The sequence below is a fragment of the Flavobacterium sp. genome, assembly GCF_043780635.1.
Classification (GTDB): Bacteria; Bacteroidota; Bacteroidia; order Flavobacteriales; family Flavobacteriaceae; genus Flavobacterium.
Map to the genome: position 1 here is coordinate 19,835 of NZ_JAYWCK010000039.1, position 13,950 is coordinate 33,784.

Annotated in this window: 19 protein-coding genes; 3 read left to right on the plus strand and 16 right to left on the minus strand. The window is 33.5% G+C overall.

What is annotated here, in order from left to right:
* The 14 genes from ACH2BV_RS03695 to ACH2BV_RS03760 form a co-directional block, all read right to left on the minus strand.
* The gene (locus ACH2BV_RS03695; protein WP_395049373.1) at positions 1-1,050 is read right to left on the minus strand and encodes a D-alanine--D-alanine ligase; all 1,050 of its coding nucleotides are present in this window, start codon (positions 1,048-1,050) and stop codon (positions 1-3) included.
* A 22-nt stretch (positions 1,051-1,072) separates the two neighbouring features.
* Positions 1,073-1,783 (minus strand): NRDE family protein, encoded by a 711-nt coding sequence (locus ACH2BV_RS03700; RefSeq protein WP_395049374.1) that lies wholly within the window; start codon positions 1,781-1,783, stop codon positions 1,073-1,075.
* Positions 1,771-2,259: a DinB family protein gene (locus ACH2BV_RS03705; protein WP_395049375.1), complete on the minus strand. Its 489-nt coding sequence runs from the start codon at positions 2,257-2,259 to the stop codon at positions 1,771-1,773. Before ACH2BV_RS03705 ends, ACH2BV_RS03700 begins: the two co-directional genes overlap by 13 nt.
* 2 nt (positions 2,260-2,261) lie before the next feature.
* A complete protein-coding gene (locus ACH2BV_RS03710) occupies positions 2,262-2,645 on the minus strand; it encodes a DoxX family protein (protein WP_395049376.1) in 384 nt (127 codons plus the stop codon).
* Positions 2,646-2,651: 6 nt separating this feature from the next.
* The gene (locus tag ACH2BV_RS03715; RefSeq protein WP_395049377.1) at positions 2,652-3,110 is read right to left on the minus strand and encodes a YHS domain-containing (seleno)protein; all 459 of its coding nucleotides are present in this window, start codon (positions 3,108-3,110) and stop codon (positions 2,652-2,654) included.
* A gap of 10 nt (positions 3,111-3,120) precedes the next feature.
* Positions 3,121-4,020, minus strand: a complete 900-nt coding sequence (locus tag ACH2BV_RS03720; RefSeq protein WP_395049378.1) for a hypothetical protein — start codon at positions 4,018-4,020, stop codon at positions 3,121-3,123.
* 5 nt (positions 4,021-4,025) lie between these two features.
* Positions 4,026-4,445 carry a DM13 domain-containing protein gene (locus tag ACH2BV_RS03725; RefSeq protein ID WP_395049379.1) on the minus strand — a complete coding sequence of 140 codons (420 nt, stop codon included), beginning with the start codon at positions 4,443-4,445 and terminating at the stop codon, positions 4,026-4,028.
* Positions 4,446-4,530: 85 nt separating this feature from the next.
* Positions 4,531-4,977 carry a thioredoxin family protein gene (locus ACH2BV_RS03730; protein ID WP_395049380.1) on the minus strand — a complete coding sequence of 149 codons (447 nt, stop codon included), beginning with the start codon at positions 4,975-4,977 and terminating at the stop codon, positions 4,531-4,533.
* 11 nt (positions 4,978-4,988) lie between these two features.
* Complete coding sequence (locus ACH2BV_RS03735; RefSeq protein ID WP_395049381.1) at positions 4,989-5,543, minus strand: YceI family protein; 555 nt, start codon at positions 5,541-5,543, stop codon at positions 4,989-4,991.
* Positions 5,544-5,583: 40 nt separating this feature from the next.
* Positions 5,584-6,060, minus strand: coding sequence for a hypothetical protein (locus tag ACH2BV_RS03740; RefSeq protein ID WP_395049382.1), 477 nt, complete (start codon positions 6,058-6,060; stop codon positions 5,584-5,586).
* Between the two features lie 79 nt (positions 6,061-6,139).
* Positions 6,140-6,355 carry a GDCCVxC domain-containing (seleno)protein gene (locus ACH2BV_RS03745; RefSeq protein ID WP_395049383.1) on the minus strand — a complete coding sequence of 72 codons (216 nt, stop codon included), beginning with the start codon at positions 6,353-6,355 and terminating at the stop codon, positions 6,140-6,142.
* Positions 6,348-6,899 carry an RNA polymerase sigma factor gene (locus tag ACH2BV_RS03750; protein WP_395049384.1) on the minus strand — a complete coding sequence of 184 codons (552 nt, stop codon included), beginning with the start codon at positions 6,897-6,899 and terminating at the stop codon, positions 6,348-6,350. The genes ACH2BV_RS03745 and ACH2BV_RS03750 overlap by 8 nt, the downstream gene beginning before the upstream one ends.
* Positions 6,900-6,927: 28 nt before the next feature.
* The gene (locus ACH2BV_RS03755; RefSeq protein ID WP_395049385.1) at positions 6,928-7,605 is read right to left on the minus strand and encodes a Crp/Fnr family transcriptional regulator; all 678 of its coding nucleotides are present in this window, start codon (positions 7,603-7,605) and stop codon (positions 6,928-6,930) included.
* Between the two features lie 105 nt (positions 7,606-7,710).
* Positions 7,711-8,853 carry an acyl-CoA dehydrogenase family protein gene (locus ACH2BV_RS03760; RefSeq protein WP_395049386.1) on the minus strand — a complete coding sequence of 381 codons (1,143 nt, stop codon included), beginning with the start codon at positions 8,851-8,853 and terminating at the stop codon, positions 7,711-7,713.
* 237 nt (positions 8,854-9,090) lie between these two features.
* Here ACH2BV_RS03760 and ACH2BV_RS03765 point away from each other — a divergent pair, with 237 nt between their 5' ends.
* Both ACH2BV_RS03765 and ACH2BV_RS03770 read left to right on the plus strand, forming a co-directional pair.
* Positions 9,091-10,158, plus strand: a complete 1,068-nt coding sequence (locus ACH2BV_RS03765; protein ID WP_395049387.1) for an anhydro-N-acetylmuramic acid kinase — start codon at positions 9,091-9,093, stop codon at positions 10,156-10,158.
* A gap of 78 nt (positions 10,159-10,236) precedes the next feature.
* A complete protein-coding gene (locus ACH2BV_RS03770; protein WP_395049388.1) occupies positions 10,237-11,127 on the plus strand; it encodes an energy transducer TonB in 891 nt (296 codons plus the stop codon).
* Positions 11,128-11,350: 223 nt separating this feature from the next.
* Here ACH2BV_RS03770 and ACH2BV_RS03775 read toward each other — a convergent pair whose 3' ends face one another.
* Together ACH2BV_RS03775 and ACH2BV_RS03780 are read right to left on the minus strand one after the other, a co-directional pair.
* Complete coding sequence (locus ACH2BV_RS03775; RefSeq protein WP_395049389.1) at positions 11,351-11,746, minus strand: ExbD/TolR family protein; 396 nt, start codon at positions 11,744-11,746, stop codon at positions 11,351-11,353.
* A 3-nt stretch (positions 11,747-11,749) separates the two neighbouring features.
* Complete coding sequence (locus ACH2BV_RS03780) at positions 11,750-12,445, minus strand: MotA/TolQ/ExbB proton channel family protein (RefSeq protein WP_395049390.1); 696 nt, start codon at positions 12,443-12,445, stop codon at positions 11,750-11,752.
* A 124-nt stretch (positions 12,446-12,569) separates the two neighbouring features.
* Here ACH2BV_RS03780 and ACH2BV_RS03785 point away from each other — a divergent pair, with 124 nt between their 5' ends.
* Complete coding sequence (locus tag ACH2BV_RS03785) at positions 12,570-13,796, plus strand: bifunctional folylpolyglutamate synthase/dihydrofolate synthase (RefSeq protein WP_395049391.1); 1,227 nt, start codon at positions 12,570-12,572, stop codon at positions 13,794-13,796.
* Positions 13,797-13,950: the final 154 nt, after the last annotated feature.

Sequence of the window (13,950 nt, forward strand, 5' to 3'; positions counted from 1 at the left end):
TTAGAAATTAACAATCTTATTACTTTGTTCCAAATGTAATCTGTACTCTTTCATTCCGACTTTGTGAGCTAAATAAGGAACTCCTTTTTCGTGGTTTTGTTTGCTTATTTCATACATAAAAGTGATGTGTCGTGCCAATTCTTTCCAAGCAAATAATAGTGAATGTCTTGGATCATAAATATGCGTTGGTTCACTCGCAGCACCATTTAACTCTACAATTGAGAAGTTTTCACCATTCTCCAATTCTTCCCAACTGCTATACATAACATCTAATCTTCCAAAATAAAAACCTGGAATTTGAAGACACATTTTATTGAAAGTTTCTGTCAGTTTTGGACTAATCCAATGACTTCCATCTATGAATTTTGCACCGCGGGCGTGATTGCCATACGGAACCAAATTAAGTGTTTCTCCCTTTGGTAATATATCCAACAATTTCTTACCGTATTCTTGTTGTAGAACTTTCAGTTGTAATTCGTAGCGTGGATTTTTTTTGATCAACTCTTCGGTGGTCAAAATGCCATCTCCAGTAATAATTAAAAATTCCTTGGAAACTATTCCGGTTATTCTACCCATTTTTTCATCTGGATATCGTACATAAAAAATGCCAACTTCATTTACGAAAGGGATTAAATCTTGTACTACGTAATCAAAATTGGCTTTGCTATTATAGGATTGCAATTCATCGGAATTATGAATTTTTTTGACGGCTGAACCTCGCAATCCAATGTCCGGCTTGGCAATAAATGGATATTTTATAGCAGAATCCTCGATGATTTTCAAAATTTCACTTAAGCTAGTTCCTTCAATTATCAATTCGGTTTTTGGATAGTACTGTTTTGGAATCAGGTCGTAGATTGCCTTTTTGGATTCCATTATAAAACCTCCATTTTTTATCGTTGGATTGCAGGCATTAAAAAAGAAAATTGATTTTGCTTTAATGGAGTAAAACATCCAAAGAAAATAAATTGGAATATATACAATCTGGAAAGGCCAATATTCCCAATGGGTTAGTTTGTGGATGAAAAGTTTGCTTCGCCTGTTCGTCATAACTCGGGTCAAATTTGACTGACTAAATTATTATAAAAGAAGTTTCGAAATCCTCGTTTGCAATTAAATCATAATGCAAGATCGAAACCTTGTTTTTTTCGGTAACGGATTGTGTTATGCTTAGGGTTCTTAATTCATCGTTCCGATTGATAACCAAACCGTTTTCCTGGTTTGCTTCTTCTGTGTAGCGATGAAAATGCAGCATTTCTGTTTCAGAAATTTCAGGATTGGAATCCAAAAAAGTATAAAACCAATCAGCGCGATTTTCTCGAATTTCCGTCGGGTACAACGTTGCCGAGGACCAAACGTAATTTTCATTAGAATTTAATGGTTTGCTTTCCTTTTCAAATCCATTCCACCGCAGTTGAAAAAGTTCGTTGTTTTGGAATAAAACCAAGGTAAAAGGTTCGATGTCCTCCAAGTCTATTTCTTTCCAAAAATCCTTTGGAGACAAGCTGCTAATCATATTCAGAACGATCAAACCACGGCTTTTCCGATAAGGAAGAACAACTTTGTGTTTTTCATTGGCACCATTCAACAAAACCAAGACCGTTCCTTTTTCATCTACCGCAAACCAGGTTCCTCCGGCTTGTGGATCCTTTGGAAAAATGATGTTTTTGTTGCTTATAAAATAATTTCGAGGTTCAATGGCAGTTGGTCTGTTGACTTTTTCATCGCGGTTGGAACTGATGATGGTTTTGCCATTTCCAGTAACGAAACTTACTGTACACATTGATTTCTGTATTCTATAGTGGAACGAGCTACGCCAAAATTTTCTCCAATTTTGATGTTCTCTGCCATTAAAATAGCAACTTTTATCAAAGCCTGATGATGAATGCAATGTTCAAAATTATAGAGTAATTCCCGGTAATAATTGCTTTCGATTTTGATTTCGTAACCTTCAATTTTTTGCTGCAAAACGATTTTTTTGTCCATTTTATCCAAATTATTCTGGATGGAAACAATTTGCTGAATGGCAAAATGAGTATCCGTTTGGATTTGACTATTTCTCTGCCGTTTGTCATAATTGACCACACCCGATTCATACTGATTTTCGAGACATTGGAACAATTCAATAATATGTCGCGTATGCTCTCCAATGCTGGCATTGCTCAACTGAGGGCAAGGATTAGAATATTGCTCATTGGACAATTGATGGAGTAAATCAATCAATTCCTTAAGATTATTGTTTATGGAGGATAGAAACATTTTTAAAATTTTAATTTTAATAAATCTAAGATCTTATTTTTATTCTGAAAAACCAAAAATGCACAACAAAGAAACACAATTATCGCCAAAATAAAAAGTTCTCCTCCATCGTTTTGCACTTCAATTCCCAAAACAAATAAATGTGACAATATAGCACCAATCATTACGCCGCAACCCATTATCGCCCCAATCAAAGTGGTTCTTGGCACTAAAATTAGAATTGCGGCAATCAGCTCAGCAATACCTGAACCAATTCGACCATATGGTTCTATTCCTAAAGTTGAGAAAATATAGACACTTTCGTCAGCTCCAGAAAATTTAAAATATAAGGTTTGCAATAAAATTACTGCTGCAACAATTCGGGCAATCCAAGTTAGTGTTTTCATATTTTATTAGTTAATAAATTTTTTCCAATTAGTATCTGCCTTTTTCTTCAAATTCACTTCGTCTTTATTCCAACTTTTTAAAGTGTTGTTAAAGTAGGCATTGTAAAATAAATACAATTTTCCATCAATAATTTTGAAAGTTTCCGGATTAATATCCACTTTATCGCCTGAACTTCCCATCGCATAAGCACACCAACCGCCAAATTGCGGTTCATAGCTCATAGGTTTTTTTAGAAAAGCATCTCTGTTTGCAACCGATGAGAAATTATAAATAACCCCTTCAAAAGTTGTTGCAATTTCTTTCTTCCCTTTTGACGGTTTCCCTTTAAAATAAGACACAGGATCATATCCTTGAATTGCAATTTTGTTTTCTAGATTGAATTCCGAAGTTCTTTTTGCAGCGGTTTGCGCGGAAATTGACATCCCTAAAAAAGAGATAAGCAAAATTAAAATGAGCTTTTTCATAATTGTACTATTAGAATAAAAATTTATATTTAAGTGCTAAAACAAAACTTCTTGTCAATCCGTCAGGACGAATATCTCTCACTACAAAAGGAGCGGCTATAGAAAGTTCAACACTTTTTTGGTTATTAATATTGTAAGTGCTTATTAAATTTCCGTTGATTGTTAAGCCTTCAGAACCAACATAACTTTCTCTTTTGCCATAAATGTTTTCAAAACTATCTTCGCCAAGATGATAAATAAATAAGATATTAGGTTTGAAAGTGAATTTCTGATTTTTGGTATTTAGTGTATACGTTGCTCTGAACAAAGCATCGGATTTGCGCTCAAACAAATTTGTAGTAAGGAAATCATTAGTTCCAGAATATTCAGCAAAATAAGAGTTTTTGTTGTTGTTGAAAACTGGTATTTGAAGAGCAGCATTAAAATCCCATTTTTTGTAATTTAAATTTGTCCCTAAAAACAAATCGAAAGTTCCTAAACTTGATTGATAATCCAGTGGAAGTGAAAACCCATTTATCTTTAAGTTAGAGGTTGTAAATGGTATTTTACTTCCCAATAAGACGCTCCATTGGGTATTATTTTTTGCAACAAAAGTATATTTTCCAATTAAATAAGCATCTCCAAAAGCGGCTCGTGTTCCAAAACTCCCACTAGCTGAGGAAAACGTAATCTTACTACTCCAAGAAAAACGTTCATTGACTTTTCTACCATAGGAAATATAAGGAGAAAAATAAGTCACATCCGCTTCACCAGCACCAAAAATGCCTGAGATTTCAATATTGTTTTTAAACTCCTTTTCTGATGATCGGAAACTATTTCCAATGGAACATATTCCGGCATCGCTACAACCTTGAGCAAAAGAAAAAGTTGTTATAAAAACTAGTACAAGTATTAAAAGTATCTTTTTCATCTCTATCAATTTTTAATTAATTCGGCAACAGCGAACAAGTGATTGTATTGTTGACAATGAATGAGAACATATTTATAATCTTTTAAATCAACACTTTGCGGAATCGAATAAACTGTTGAAGCATTCAAATTTCCTAAATTGACGAAATCCGTTGGTGTATTTGATTTTGACAGATATACTTTTAAATCAGGGCCAGAGCTAATACTATAATTTTCGAGTGCCAATTTATATTGATTGTTTTCCAAATAAATTTTCACAATACCAGAACCATTAATTCCTGATGTGGGAGAAAATACACCTTGGTAATTCACCACCGAATTAGGTTGATCAATAACAACTGGAATTGGATCACGAGTCAAATCGCCTTCTACCTCACAGGAGAAAAGCAATAAAAAAAGCGGGAGAAATAAAAATTTAGTTTTCATATTGATTTATTTTGATAGGACAAATGTAAATCAATAGGTTTAGAAGAAATGTCGGCTAGGTTACAAAGATGTCAAAATAGTTGAATTATTGTTTTAAAATTGATTTTCCTAAGGCTATAAACTCATTAGGATTTTGATAACCGCCACTTTGTCCAACGACATTTCCGTCAGAATCTATAAACAACAATGATGGATAACCCGTTAAATGATACTTATTTGCAAGCATTAACCCTTCAGCTTGTTCCCCATCTAAGGCTACATTTATAAAATTTGAATTATAAAATTCCCCTACTCTTTCATCTGAAAATGTGTTCTTTTTTAGTTTTTTGCAAGGCTCACACCAAGTGGCATAAATATCAAGAAAAATAAGTTTATTTTCTTTCTTTGCCAATACCAGTGCTTCGTTCCAGTTTCCTTTATGAAATTGAATTCCTTCTTTATTATCTGCTTTAAAATCTACTTTTGGATTATTAAAGGCGTAAACAGCCACCATAACGATGACTGCTGTAACGGTAAATATTTTATTTTTCATAGTTTTAAATTTCAAAATTCTACTTCAACTGTTGTCTCAATACTTTTTGCAATATTTGTGGATGGTTTTCCTTTTTTGAAAGCAATTCCATAGTCAACCAATATAATATCTATCATACTTTTTAAAGTGATTGTAGTGCCTTTTACAATTATTGTTGCTTTTTCTCTAATGGTTTTAGTTGTGCCTTTTATAGTTAATTCTCCAGAAACTTCGGCATTATAAGTTCCGTCTTTCTTAAAATTAATTTGGGAAAGATTGGTTATTTTGCCAACTAATTTTGCTTTCGGTTCTTTTTTAGTATCCAAAAAATCAGAACTATTAAAATGCTTTTGCATTAACTCTTTTTCAAATTCGAAACTTTGCATTGGAACGGAAAACACTAAATCTCCCGAGAATGTGTCCAATGTGCTTACGCTTCTAAAATTATTGGATTTAATATCCTCAACAGCTGTGTGGGAAAACAAACTGATACTGGTTTTTTGGCTCACTAATTTTTGAGCGAATGAAGATGTTGTAGTGATTAAAAAAACTACAATTGAAACGATTTTTACGATTGAATATTTCATTTTATAAATTTATTAGATTGTTTAACTATTTGTTTTTGATTTATTTAGATACGATGCTACATTTTTCCATTATGACATTTTCGTACATTCCCAAATCTTTGTCATAAGAAGCTCCAGAACGAATGACTCCTTTTATAGCAATAGTTTCACCTATTTTTATTTGATTGGCGGAAGCGTTAGTTTCAGGTGTAAAAGTGCAACTGACTCCGGCTTTATCTATAGTAGATTTAAGTAAAATGACTTTTTGTTTGTTGAAATCCTCGGATATTCCTGCGACATTTCCGGATATTTCCAGAATTTTAGAATTGCCTTCTTCGTCTAAATATTTTTCGTTTGCAGCTGCTGCATTTGCTAAATATTCCTTGACGATTTGACTAGTACTAAAACTGAAGTCTGTTTTAGTTTCCTGAACATTGCGATGAGGTTGATTGAATTGATAATAAACAATTGAAGCTGCTGCTATCAACCCTAAAACGAGTAATGTTAGCGAAATTTGAATGATTTTTTTTCTTTTCATAGTCTAATGTTTTTTGATTACTAAAGGTTAATACCATTAGTTTCAAAAAATCACCCAAGAAAATGAAAAATTTTTTAAATTATTTTTTGCAGCAGTCGTTTTTTTCTTGAATTGAATGACATTTAACTGTACCATAACTACAATAAACACAGCAATCGCCTCCTTTTGGACTTATTATTTTCTTGCAATTTTCGCATTCGTAAAAAAATTGACAAGCATCTGTTGGCATTTCTTCTTCTTTTTTGTGCCCGCAATAAGGACAAGTAAGAACTGATTTTATAATAATATTATTCATTTTTTTCTTGCTTTTCTTTTACCTTCCTAATTTGTTCGATGCACTTATGCTTTTGATTCTGTGCGTTGTGTTTGCTCGAATAACCGTGCTCTTTTTGGATTTGTTCAATGGGTTTATTTTTAAAAAACATATCGTGCATCAATCGGTTGCAATGATCCGTAATTTTGGTCATATAAAATTGAAGTTTATCAAAATAGGTTTTTTCCTGTTCTATCGACAGCGTGATTTCCTCATAAAATTTGTTGTCGTGAAGATCCGTATATTCGGTATCACGGCGAGGATTTCTTAGTTTTTTTAGCCATAAATGTTTGGCTATTGCCATAATATAAGTCTTGACAGAAGCCGATAATTGAAAATCATCTTGACGCAATTTCTGGACAAAAACCAGCATTGTGTCCTGAAAAATGTCTTCCGCATCAGAAGTTGAACCATTGTTATTCAAAACAAAATGGCTAATTGACTTGAAATAATTTTTATACAATTCCCCGAAAGCAAAATTACTTTCTTCCCTCAAATCAACTATTATATCCGTATTTGTGTTCATATTTTTTTATTAAAATGAATTCAAGAAATTATATTTTAGCAATATCGGAAATAATGATTTCTTTTCGATTATAATGAATCAATCCTTTTTCTTCCATTTCATTAAGCAGTAGGGTAGCTGTTTGACGGGAAGTGCAAATAATTTGGGCAATATCGTTTTGGGTTAGGTAATTTTCGATTGTAATTTTATTGCCTTCTTTTTTACCCTCTTTTTCGGCCCAATCTTTTAAAAACTGATGCAATCTAGTTTTGGCGTCTTTAGAAATCAGGTTTGAATAACTGTTTCGGATACGCTTCATTTTTAAACCTACAAATTTTGTATAGGATAGAGCTAAACTTGGATTTCTTAACAATAAATCTTCAAAATCCGACATTAGAAAACTACAGATTGCAACATCATCTGAAAGTACTTTTGCATACTCATTAGTTTGATTGTCTGTCTCCAAAGTCAGTTCACCAAACAAATCTCCTTTTTGGATAATATCTTTTATGGTTTCGTTTCCATCTTCATCGACAGAAACAATTTTGATATTTCCTTTTTTTAGCAGAAAAATTCTTGGCACATCCGAAGATGAAAAATAAATTATTTCTCCTTTATTTGCTTTTTTAAAACCAGTGATAATACACAATTGTTTAATCTGTCCAAAACTTAAAGTTCGAAACAGTTTGTGGTCACGCAAATACCAATATTTTAAATCTTCATACATAAGATGAAATATTTTGCTGTAAATGTATATAAAATTTCAAATTAAAAAACCCTTTCAGATTTTATGAATTCTGAAAGGGTTCTAAAAAATACTAATTCTTTATAACTATCCAGCAATAATACTTCGTGAAATCACAATTTTTTGAATTTCAGAAGTACCTTCATAAATTTGAGTAATCTTTGCATCGCGCATCATTCGCTCTACGTGATATTCCCTCACATAACCGTTTCCACCGTGAATTTGCACCGCTTCGACTGCCGTATCCATTGCAGTTTGGGAAGCAAAAAGTTTTGCCATCGCACCGCTAATATCATAATTATGATGATTGTCTTTATCCCAAGCAGCCTTCATACAAAGATGTCTTGCCGCTTCAATATTTACTGCCATATCTGCAAGTTTAAAAGCAATCGCCTGATGATTACAAATTTCAGTTCCAAAAGCTTTGCGCTCTTTCGAATATTTCAATGCCAATTCATAAGCTCCGGAAGCAATTCCCAATGCTTGAGAAGCAATCCCAATTCTTCCTCCAGCCAAGGTTTTCATTGCAAATTTAAAACCGAATCCATCCTCACCTATTTTGTTTTCTTTTGGAACTTTGACATCATTGAACATCAAAGAATGCGTATCTGATCCGCGGATTCCCATTTTATGCTCTTTTGGACCAATAGAAAAACCAGGCATATCCTTGGTCATAATCAAAGCGTTGATTCCTTTGTGCTTTTTATCGGCGTGAGTTTGTGCAATTACTATATAAAATGAAGCAGTTCCTCCATTTGTAATCCAGTTTTTTGTTCCGTTTACCAAATAATGATCGCCCATATCAATAGCAGAAGTTTTTTGTGAAGTGGCATCGCTTCCTGCTTCTGGCTCGCTTAAACAAAAAGCGCCGTGAATTTGGCCTGAAGCCAAAAGTGGCAACCATTGTTGTTTTTGTTCTTCGGTTCCAAAAGCCTGCAATCCCCAACAAACCAATGAATTATTTACGGACATCACCACCGAAGCTGAGGCGTCAACTTTAGATATTTCTTCCATTGCAATAACATAAGAAATTGTATCGAGTCCGCTTCCGCCATATTTTGGATCCACCATCATTCCCATAAATCCAAGTTCTCCCATTTTTTTAATTTGCTCGGCAGGAAAAATTTGCTTTTCATCTCTTTCAATTACACCAGGCAAAAGTTCGTTTTGGGCAAAATCTCTGGCGGCTTGTTGCACCATTAATTGTTCTTCGGTTAGATTAAAATTCATATATGTAGATTTTGATTTTTTAGCGGTCATATATGTTATCGCATTTACTCTTTCGTGTTTATCTCACAATGTATTATTTTCATCGGAGTTCGATGATTATTCAATTGTTTGCAACAAACTCGTTGTTAGTGGCGATTTCATAATTATATAAAATAAATATTGTTTTTTGTTATAAAAATATGCCTAAAGGTACTTTTTTATAATCAAATTTTCAATTTTGATTCGTAAATTTGACTAATGAAAAAAGATTACTACAACGTTATCGGAGTTATGTCTGGAACATCGCTTGATGGCGTTGATTTAGCCCACATTAAATTCCGTTTAAACAACCAGGAATGGACTTTCGAAATCCTTGAAAGTGAAACCATTGGCTATAGCCAAAGCTGGATTAATAATCTAAAATCAGCAGTGGATTATTCAGAAACTGAACTGGATAAATTAAACGGAGCATACACAAAACTTCTCGCTTCTATCATTTCCACTTTTATCGAAAAGCATAAAATTAAAAACTTGGATTCTGTTTGCTCGCACGGACATACTATTTTACATCAACCAGAAAAAGGTTTGACATTACAAATTGGTAATTTACCCAAAATCTCAAGCTTGATTCAGCAAACGGTTGTCTGTGATTTTAGGGTTCTGGATGTAAAATTAGGAGGCCAAGGAGCTCCATTAGTTCCCATTGGTGACCGATTATTGTTTTCAGAATATGATTATTGTATGAATTTAGGTGGTTTTTCGAATGTTTCGTTTGAACAAAATGTAGAAAGAATTGCTTTTGATATTTCACCAGTAAATACAGTTTTGAATTATTATGCCAATCAATTGGGATTGGTTTATGACGACAAAGGCAACATTTCCCGAACAGGAAAAGTCAACGAAAATTTGTTGAGCGAATTAAACGCATTGGATTTTTACCAACAAAAATTCCCGAAATCATTGGGTTTTGAATTTGTTAAAGAAATTGTTTTGCCAATGATTGAAAGTCATAAAATTACAATTGAAGATAAATTACGAACTTTTACGGAGCACGTGGCTTTACAAACGGCTTTGTCTTTGCCCAACAAAAAAGGCTGCATATTAATCACTGGCGGTGGTGCATACAATGATTTTATTATTGAACGCATTCAATCCTATTTGCCTGAAATGAAAATTATAATTCCGTCAACTAAAATTCTTGAATTCAAGGAAGCACTGATTTTTGCTTTGCTTGGCGTTTTGAAATTACGAGGAGAAATCAATGTTTTGAGTAGCGTGACGGGAGCTAAAATGGATCATAGTTCTGGGACTATTTATAAAGCATAAAATCTAATGTTTTCTACTTCTAATAATTTTTAGTAATTTTCAACGTTTTACTAAAAGCATTCTAAATTTAAAATATAAATGAGTTCCACCATTTCATCTGACCAAAAGAAATCAATAGCAATATCCGTCTTTTTATATGGAACTATGATATTGATTTTATTCTTCATACGCTTTTGGCCACCCTCAAATTTAGAAGAATTGGTGGGAGCAGGCGGAGGTGGTGGTGGCGTTACCGTAAATTTTGGCGACAGCGATTTAGGCTCAGGAGCCAATTATAAAAGTGAGGTTTTGAATGTGAAAAATCAAGCCAAACAAACACCAACAAAAGCTACACCAGAAGAATCTATTTTATCCCAGGAAAATTCTACTGAAGAAAGTGTGGTAATTCCGCAGAAAGTAAAACCTCTAAAACAAACTCCCGTTTTAAAAGAAGAACCTAAACCCGTTGTGGTAAAACCAAGGGTTTCTAACAACACAAACGATGCTTTATCCAGCATTATGAAAGGTTCGAATAAAGGTGGAGATGGCGATGATAAAACTGCAGGAAATAAAGGAAAAGCGAACGGAAGTTTAAGCTCGAACGGTTATTATGGAACTGGAGGTTCTGGAGGCGGAACCGGCGGTGGAAATGGAACTGGAAACGGAATTGGCACAGGAAGCGGTTATGGTGCTGGAAGTGGCAGTGGTTCTGGTGGTGGAACCGGTTATTCGCTAGGCAACCGAAAAGCGATTTCAAAACCTGCTCCAAAATATACCTGTAACGAAACAGGAAAAGTTGTTGTCGAAGTTTCTGTAGATAGAAACGGAAGAACAATAAGTGCTATTGCCGGAATAAAAGGAACAACAAATACGGCACGATGTTTACTGGATCAAGCACAAATTGCCGCAATGAATACACGTTGGGATGCGAGCAGTGATGCACCAGAAAAACAAGTGGGAAAGATTGTTTATAATTTCAATTTGAATTAGAGGAATAGGCCACAGATTGAACGGATTTAAGCGGATTGGCTCGGGTTTAAATAGAAAATGCCTCGAATTATCGGGGCATTTTCTATTTAAACTGTTTGTCATTTCGACGAAGGAAACTCGAGCGATAGCGAACAGGCGAAGCAAATCACATTTGTTGCTTTCGTTATGTGATTTCTCCCGTTGGTCGAAATGACAAAATAATTACAAAACAACAAATCCTATATTATTTCGGGCTTGTGGCAATCACAAACTTCAGATTGTTTCTAACACCAATTTGTAACACATCCACTAAATCCTGAACTTGTAAATTGAACGGGATTCGCACTATAACTGTTTGGTCTTTTTCGGTGTTCATTTTTGACATCAAAGTTGTTTCTAATTCTTCAAAGGAAACGGGTTGTTTGTTGATATAGAATTTTTTGTCTTCGGTAACGGACAAGCTAATGAATTGTTTGTTGGTTTTCTCGTTAGATTTAGCTTTTGGCAATGTCATTTTTATAACATTTGGATTTGCCAAAGTTGATATAATCAAGAAAAACAACAACAAGAAAAACATAATATCACTCAACGAAGACGTAGCGACTTCGGCGTGGAATCTTCTTTTTCGTTTGATAGCCATTACCTAGGATTTTTGAATAATATTGACAAACTCAAGTATTTGTTTTTGGATTTTTAGTGCAAAATTATCGACTTTTCCGTTTAATAAGTGATACCCGCTATAAGCAATAATCCCAACCAATAATCCAGCTCCACTACTAATCATTTTTTCGTACAAACCACCAGAAATGTTACCAATACTGATGTTCTCAGTAACCGAAATGCTGTAAAATATTTTGATAACTCCCGAAATAGTTCCAATAAACCCAAATGTAGGCGCAATTCCCGCAACAAGTCCTAGTTGTCCCAAATGCTTTTCCATCTCACCAATTTCAATATCGGCAGCGCGATCCATATTCGATTCAATTTCTGCAATAGGCCGGCCGATTAAAAGAATTCCTTCCTTTATAACATTTCCAGAAGAAGTATTGTTTCTTTCTACAATCGACAAAGCCCTATCCAGCTTACCAGAATTAAGATTATCTCTCACATCTCTCATCATAAGAGCATCAATTTTAGACGCTTTATGAATATACAAATAGCGTTCTATAATCAAATAAAAAGTATAAAATAACAATATTGAAATTGGAATCAAGAAAAAACCTCCTTTTAAAATAAATTCTAAAACTGATATTTCATTCCCTGGAGCAATTTTCTCTATAACCACGTTAGATGCGGCATTTGCAATGGTGTCGGCTTGTATTTGTATTAAACTAAACATATATTATTATTTTACTCATTAATTCTAAAAATTATTTCAAATTTGCACTAAAGATACTTTTCGATCTACTATTAAACTAAAAAAAACGAAAAATATTTTAAATACCCCATATTTTATTAGAAAAATGAACTATCAGGAAACCATTAATTGGATGTTTAATCAATTGCCAATGTACCAACTTCAGGGTGCTTCGGCTTATAAAAAAGATTTAACCAATGTTCATTTATTGGTAAATCATCTGGATAATCCACAGAAAAATCTAAAATGCATTCACATTGCGGGAACAAATGGCAAGGGTTCCACTTCACATATGCTGGCATCGATACTTCAGGAAGCGGGATATAATGTTGGTTTATACACATCGCCACATTTAAAGGATTTTAGGGAACGCATCAAGATTAACGGAATTGAAATTTCAGAAGAATTTGTTTGTGAATTCATCAACAAAAACAAATCTTTTTTTGAAGCCAATGATATGAGTTTTTTCGAAATGACAGTGGGTTTGGCTTTCGAATATTTTGCCAAAGAAAAGGTGGACATTGCTATAATTGAAGTGGGAATGGGAGGAAGATTAGACGCTACAAATATCATTACTCCTCTTGTTTCAGTAATTACAAACATTGGCTTTGATCACACTCAATTTCTTGGAAACACACTTGAAGCCATTGCTTTTGAAAAAGCAGGAATCATCAAACCGGGAATTCCAGTTGTCATAGGAGAATATACTCCAGAAACGAAACCTGTTTTTTTGGCCAAAGCCAAAGAAAATCATTCTGAAATCTATTTTGCTTCCGAATTAATTTCGGAGAATTATCCTTCTGATTTAATCGGCGATTATCAAATTCATAACAAAAAAGCAGTTGTTGAAACCATTTCTGTATTAAATGCTCAAGGAACATTTATAATTTCAGAAGCTAAAATCAAATCAGGGTTGTTAAATGTTATAAAAAATACAGGACTCGAAGGAAGATGGCAACAACTGGGCGAATTCCCGAAAATTATTTGCGACACAGCCCATAATAAAAATGGTTTGGAAATAGTAATGAAGCAAATCCAAAAAGAAAAATATGACACACTACACATTGTTGTAGGTGTGGTAAACGATAAAGACTTAGACGAAATATTGCCATTATTCCCAAAAGATGCCATTTATTATTTCTGCAAACCAAACATTCCTCGAGGTTTAGAAACAACAATACTACAAGAAGAAGCTCGGAAATACTATCTTAAAGGCAACGTATATTCCTCTGTTGCAGACGCTTATATCAAGTCTAGGAATAATGCTACAAAAAATGATTTTATTTTTATTGGCGGGAGCACTTTTGTAGTAGCGGAACTGCCTTTAAATTAAGGGATTTAACTTCAAAACATAATTTGTTGTTTAAAATTATTTTAATTTATTCTAAATAAATAATTAAAAATTTATTAGATTTAATTCTAATTTCTTATTAATTAATCCTTTAACATCAAATTTTTATGAAAACAAACAAAATTTCATTGTTAGG

Excerpts from the sequence above, each read along its gene's own strand:
- ACH2BV_RS03695 (WP_395049373.1), bottom strand. The coding sequence starts at position 1,050 with ATGACGAACAGGCGAAGCAAACTTTTCATCCACAAACTAACCCATTGG.
- ACH2BV_RS03750 (WP_395049384.1), bottom strand. The coding sequence starts at position 6,899 with ATGAACACAAATACGGATATAATAGTTGATTTGAGGGAAGAAAGTAAT.
- ACH2BV_RS03785 (WP_395049391.1), top strand. The coding sequence starts at position 12,570 with ATGAACTATCAGGAAACCATTAATTGGATGTTTAATCAATTGCCAATG.
- ACH2BV_RS03745 (WP_395049383.1), bottom strand. The coding sequence starts at position 6,355 with ATGAATAATATTATTATAAAATCAGTTCTTACTTGTCCTTATTGCGGG.
- ACH2BV_RS03710 (WP_395049376.1), bottom strand. The coding sequence starts at position 2,645 with ATGAAAACACTAACTTGGATTGCCCGAATTGTTGCAGCAGTAATTTTA.
- ACH2BV_RS03760 (WP_395049386.1), bottom strand. The coding sequence starts at position 8,853 with ATGAATTTTAATCTAACCGAAGAACAATTAATGGTGCAACAAGCCGCC.
- ACH2BV_RS03780 (WP_395049390.1), bottom strand. The coding sequence starts at position 12,445 with ATGTTTAGTTTAATACAAATACAAGCCGACACCATTGCAAATGCCGCA.
- ACH2BV_RS03705 (WP_395049375.1), bottom strand. The coding sequence starts at position 2,259 with ATGTTTCTATCCTCCATAAACAATAATCTTAAGGAATTGATTGATTTA.
- ACH2BV_RS03755 (WP_395049385.1), bottom strand. The coding sequence starts at position 7,605 with ATGTATGAAGATTTAAAATATTGGTATTTGCGTGACCACAAACTGTTT.
- ACH2BV_RS03740 (WP_395049382.1), bottom strand. The coding sequence starts at position 6,060 with ATGAAAAGAAAAAAAATCATTCAAATTTCGCTAACATTACTCGTTTTA.
- ACH2BV_RS03770 (WP_395049388.1), top strand. The coding sequence starts at position 10,237 with ATGAGTTCCACCATTTCATCTGACCAAAAGAAATCAATAGCAATATCC.
- ACH2BV_RS03735 (WP_395049381.1), bottom strand. The coding sequence starts at position 5,543 with ATGAAATATTCAATCGTAAAAATCGTTTCAATTGTAGTTTTTTTAATC.
- ACH2BV_RS03730 (WP_395049380.1), bottom strand. The coding sequence starts at position 4,977 with ATGAAAAATAAAATATTTACCGTTACAGCAGTCATCGTTATGGTGGCT.
- ACH2BV_RS03720 (WP_395049378.1), bottom strand. The coding sequence starts at position 4,020 with ATGAAAAAGATACTTTTAATACTTGTACTAGTTTTTATAACAACTTTT.
- ACH2BV_RS03700 (WP_395049374.1), bottom strand. The coding sequence starts at position 1,783 with ATGTGTACAGTAAGTTTCGTTACTGGAAATGGCAAAACCATCATCAGT.
- ACH2BV_RS03775 (WP_395049389.1), bottom strand. The coding sequence starts at position 11,746 with ATGGCTATCAAACGAAAAAGAAGATTCCACGCCGAAGTCGCTACGTCT.
- ACH2BV_RS03725 (WP_395049379.1), bottom strand. The coding sequence starts at position 4,445 with ATGAAAACTAAATTTTTATTTCTCCCGCTTTTTTTATTGCTTTTCTCC.
- ACH2BV_RS03765 (WP_395049387.1), top strand. The coding sequence starts at position 9,091 with ATGAAAAAAGATTACTACAACGTTATCGGAGTTATGTCTGGAACATCG.
- ACH2BV_RS03715 (WP_395049377.1), bottom strand. The coding sequence starts at position 3,110 with ATGAAAAAGCTCATTTTAATTTTGCTTATCTCTTTTTTAGGGATGTCA.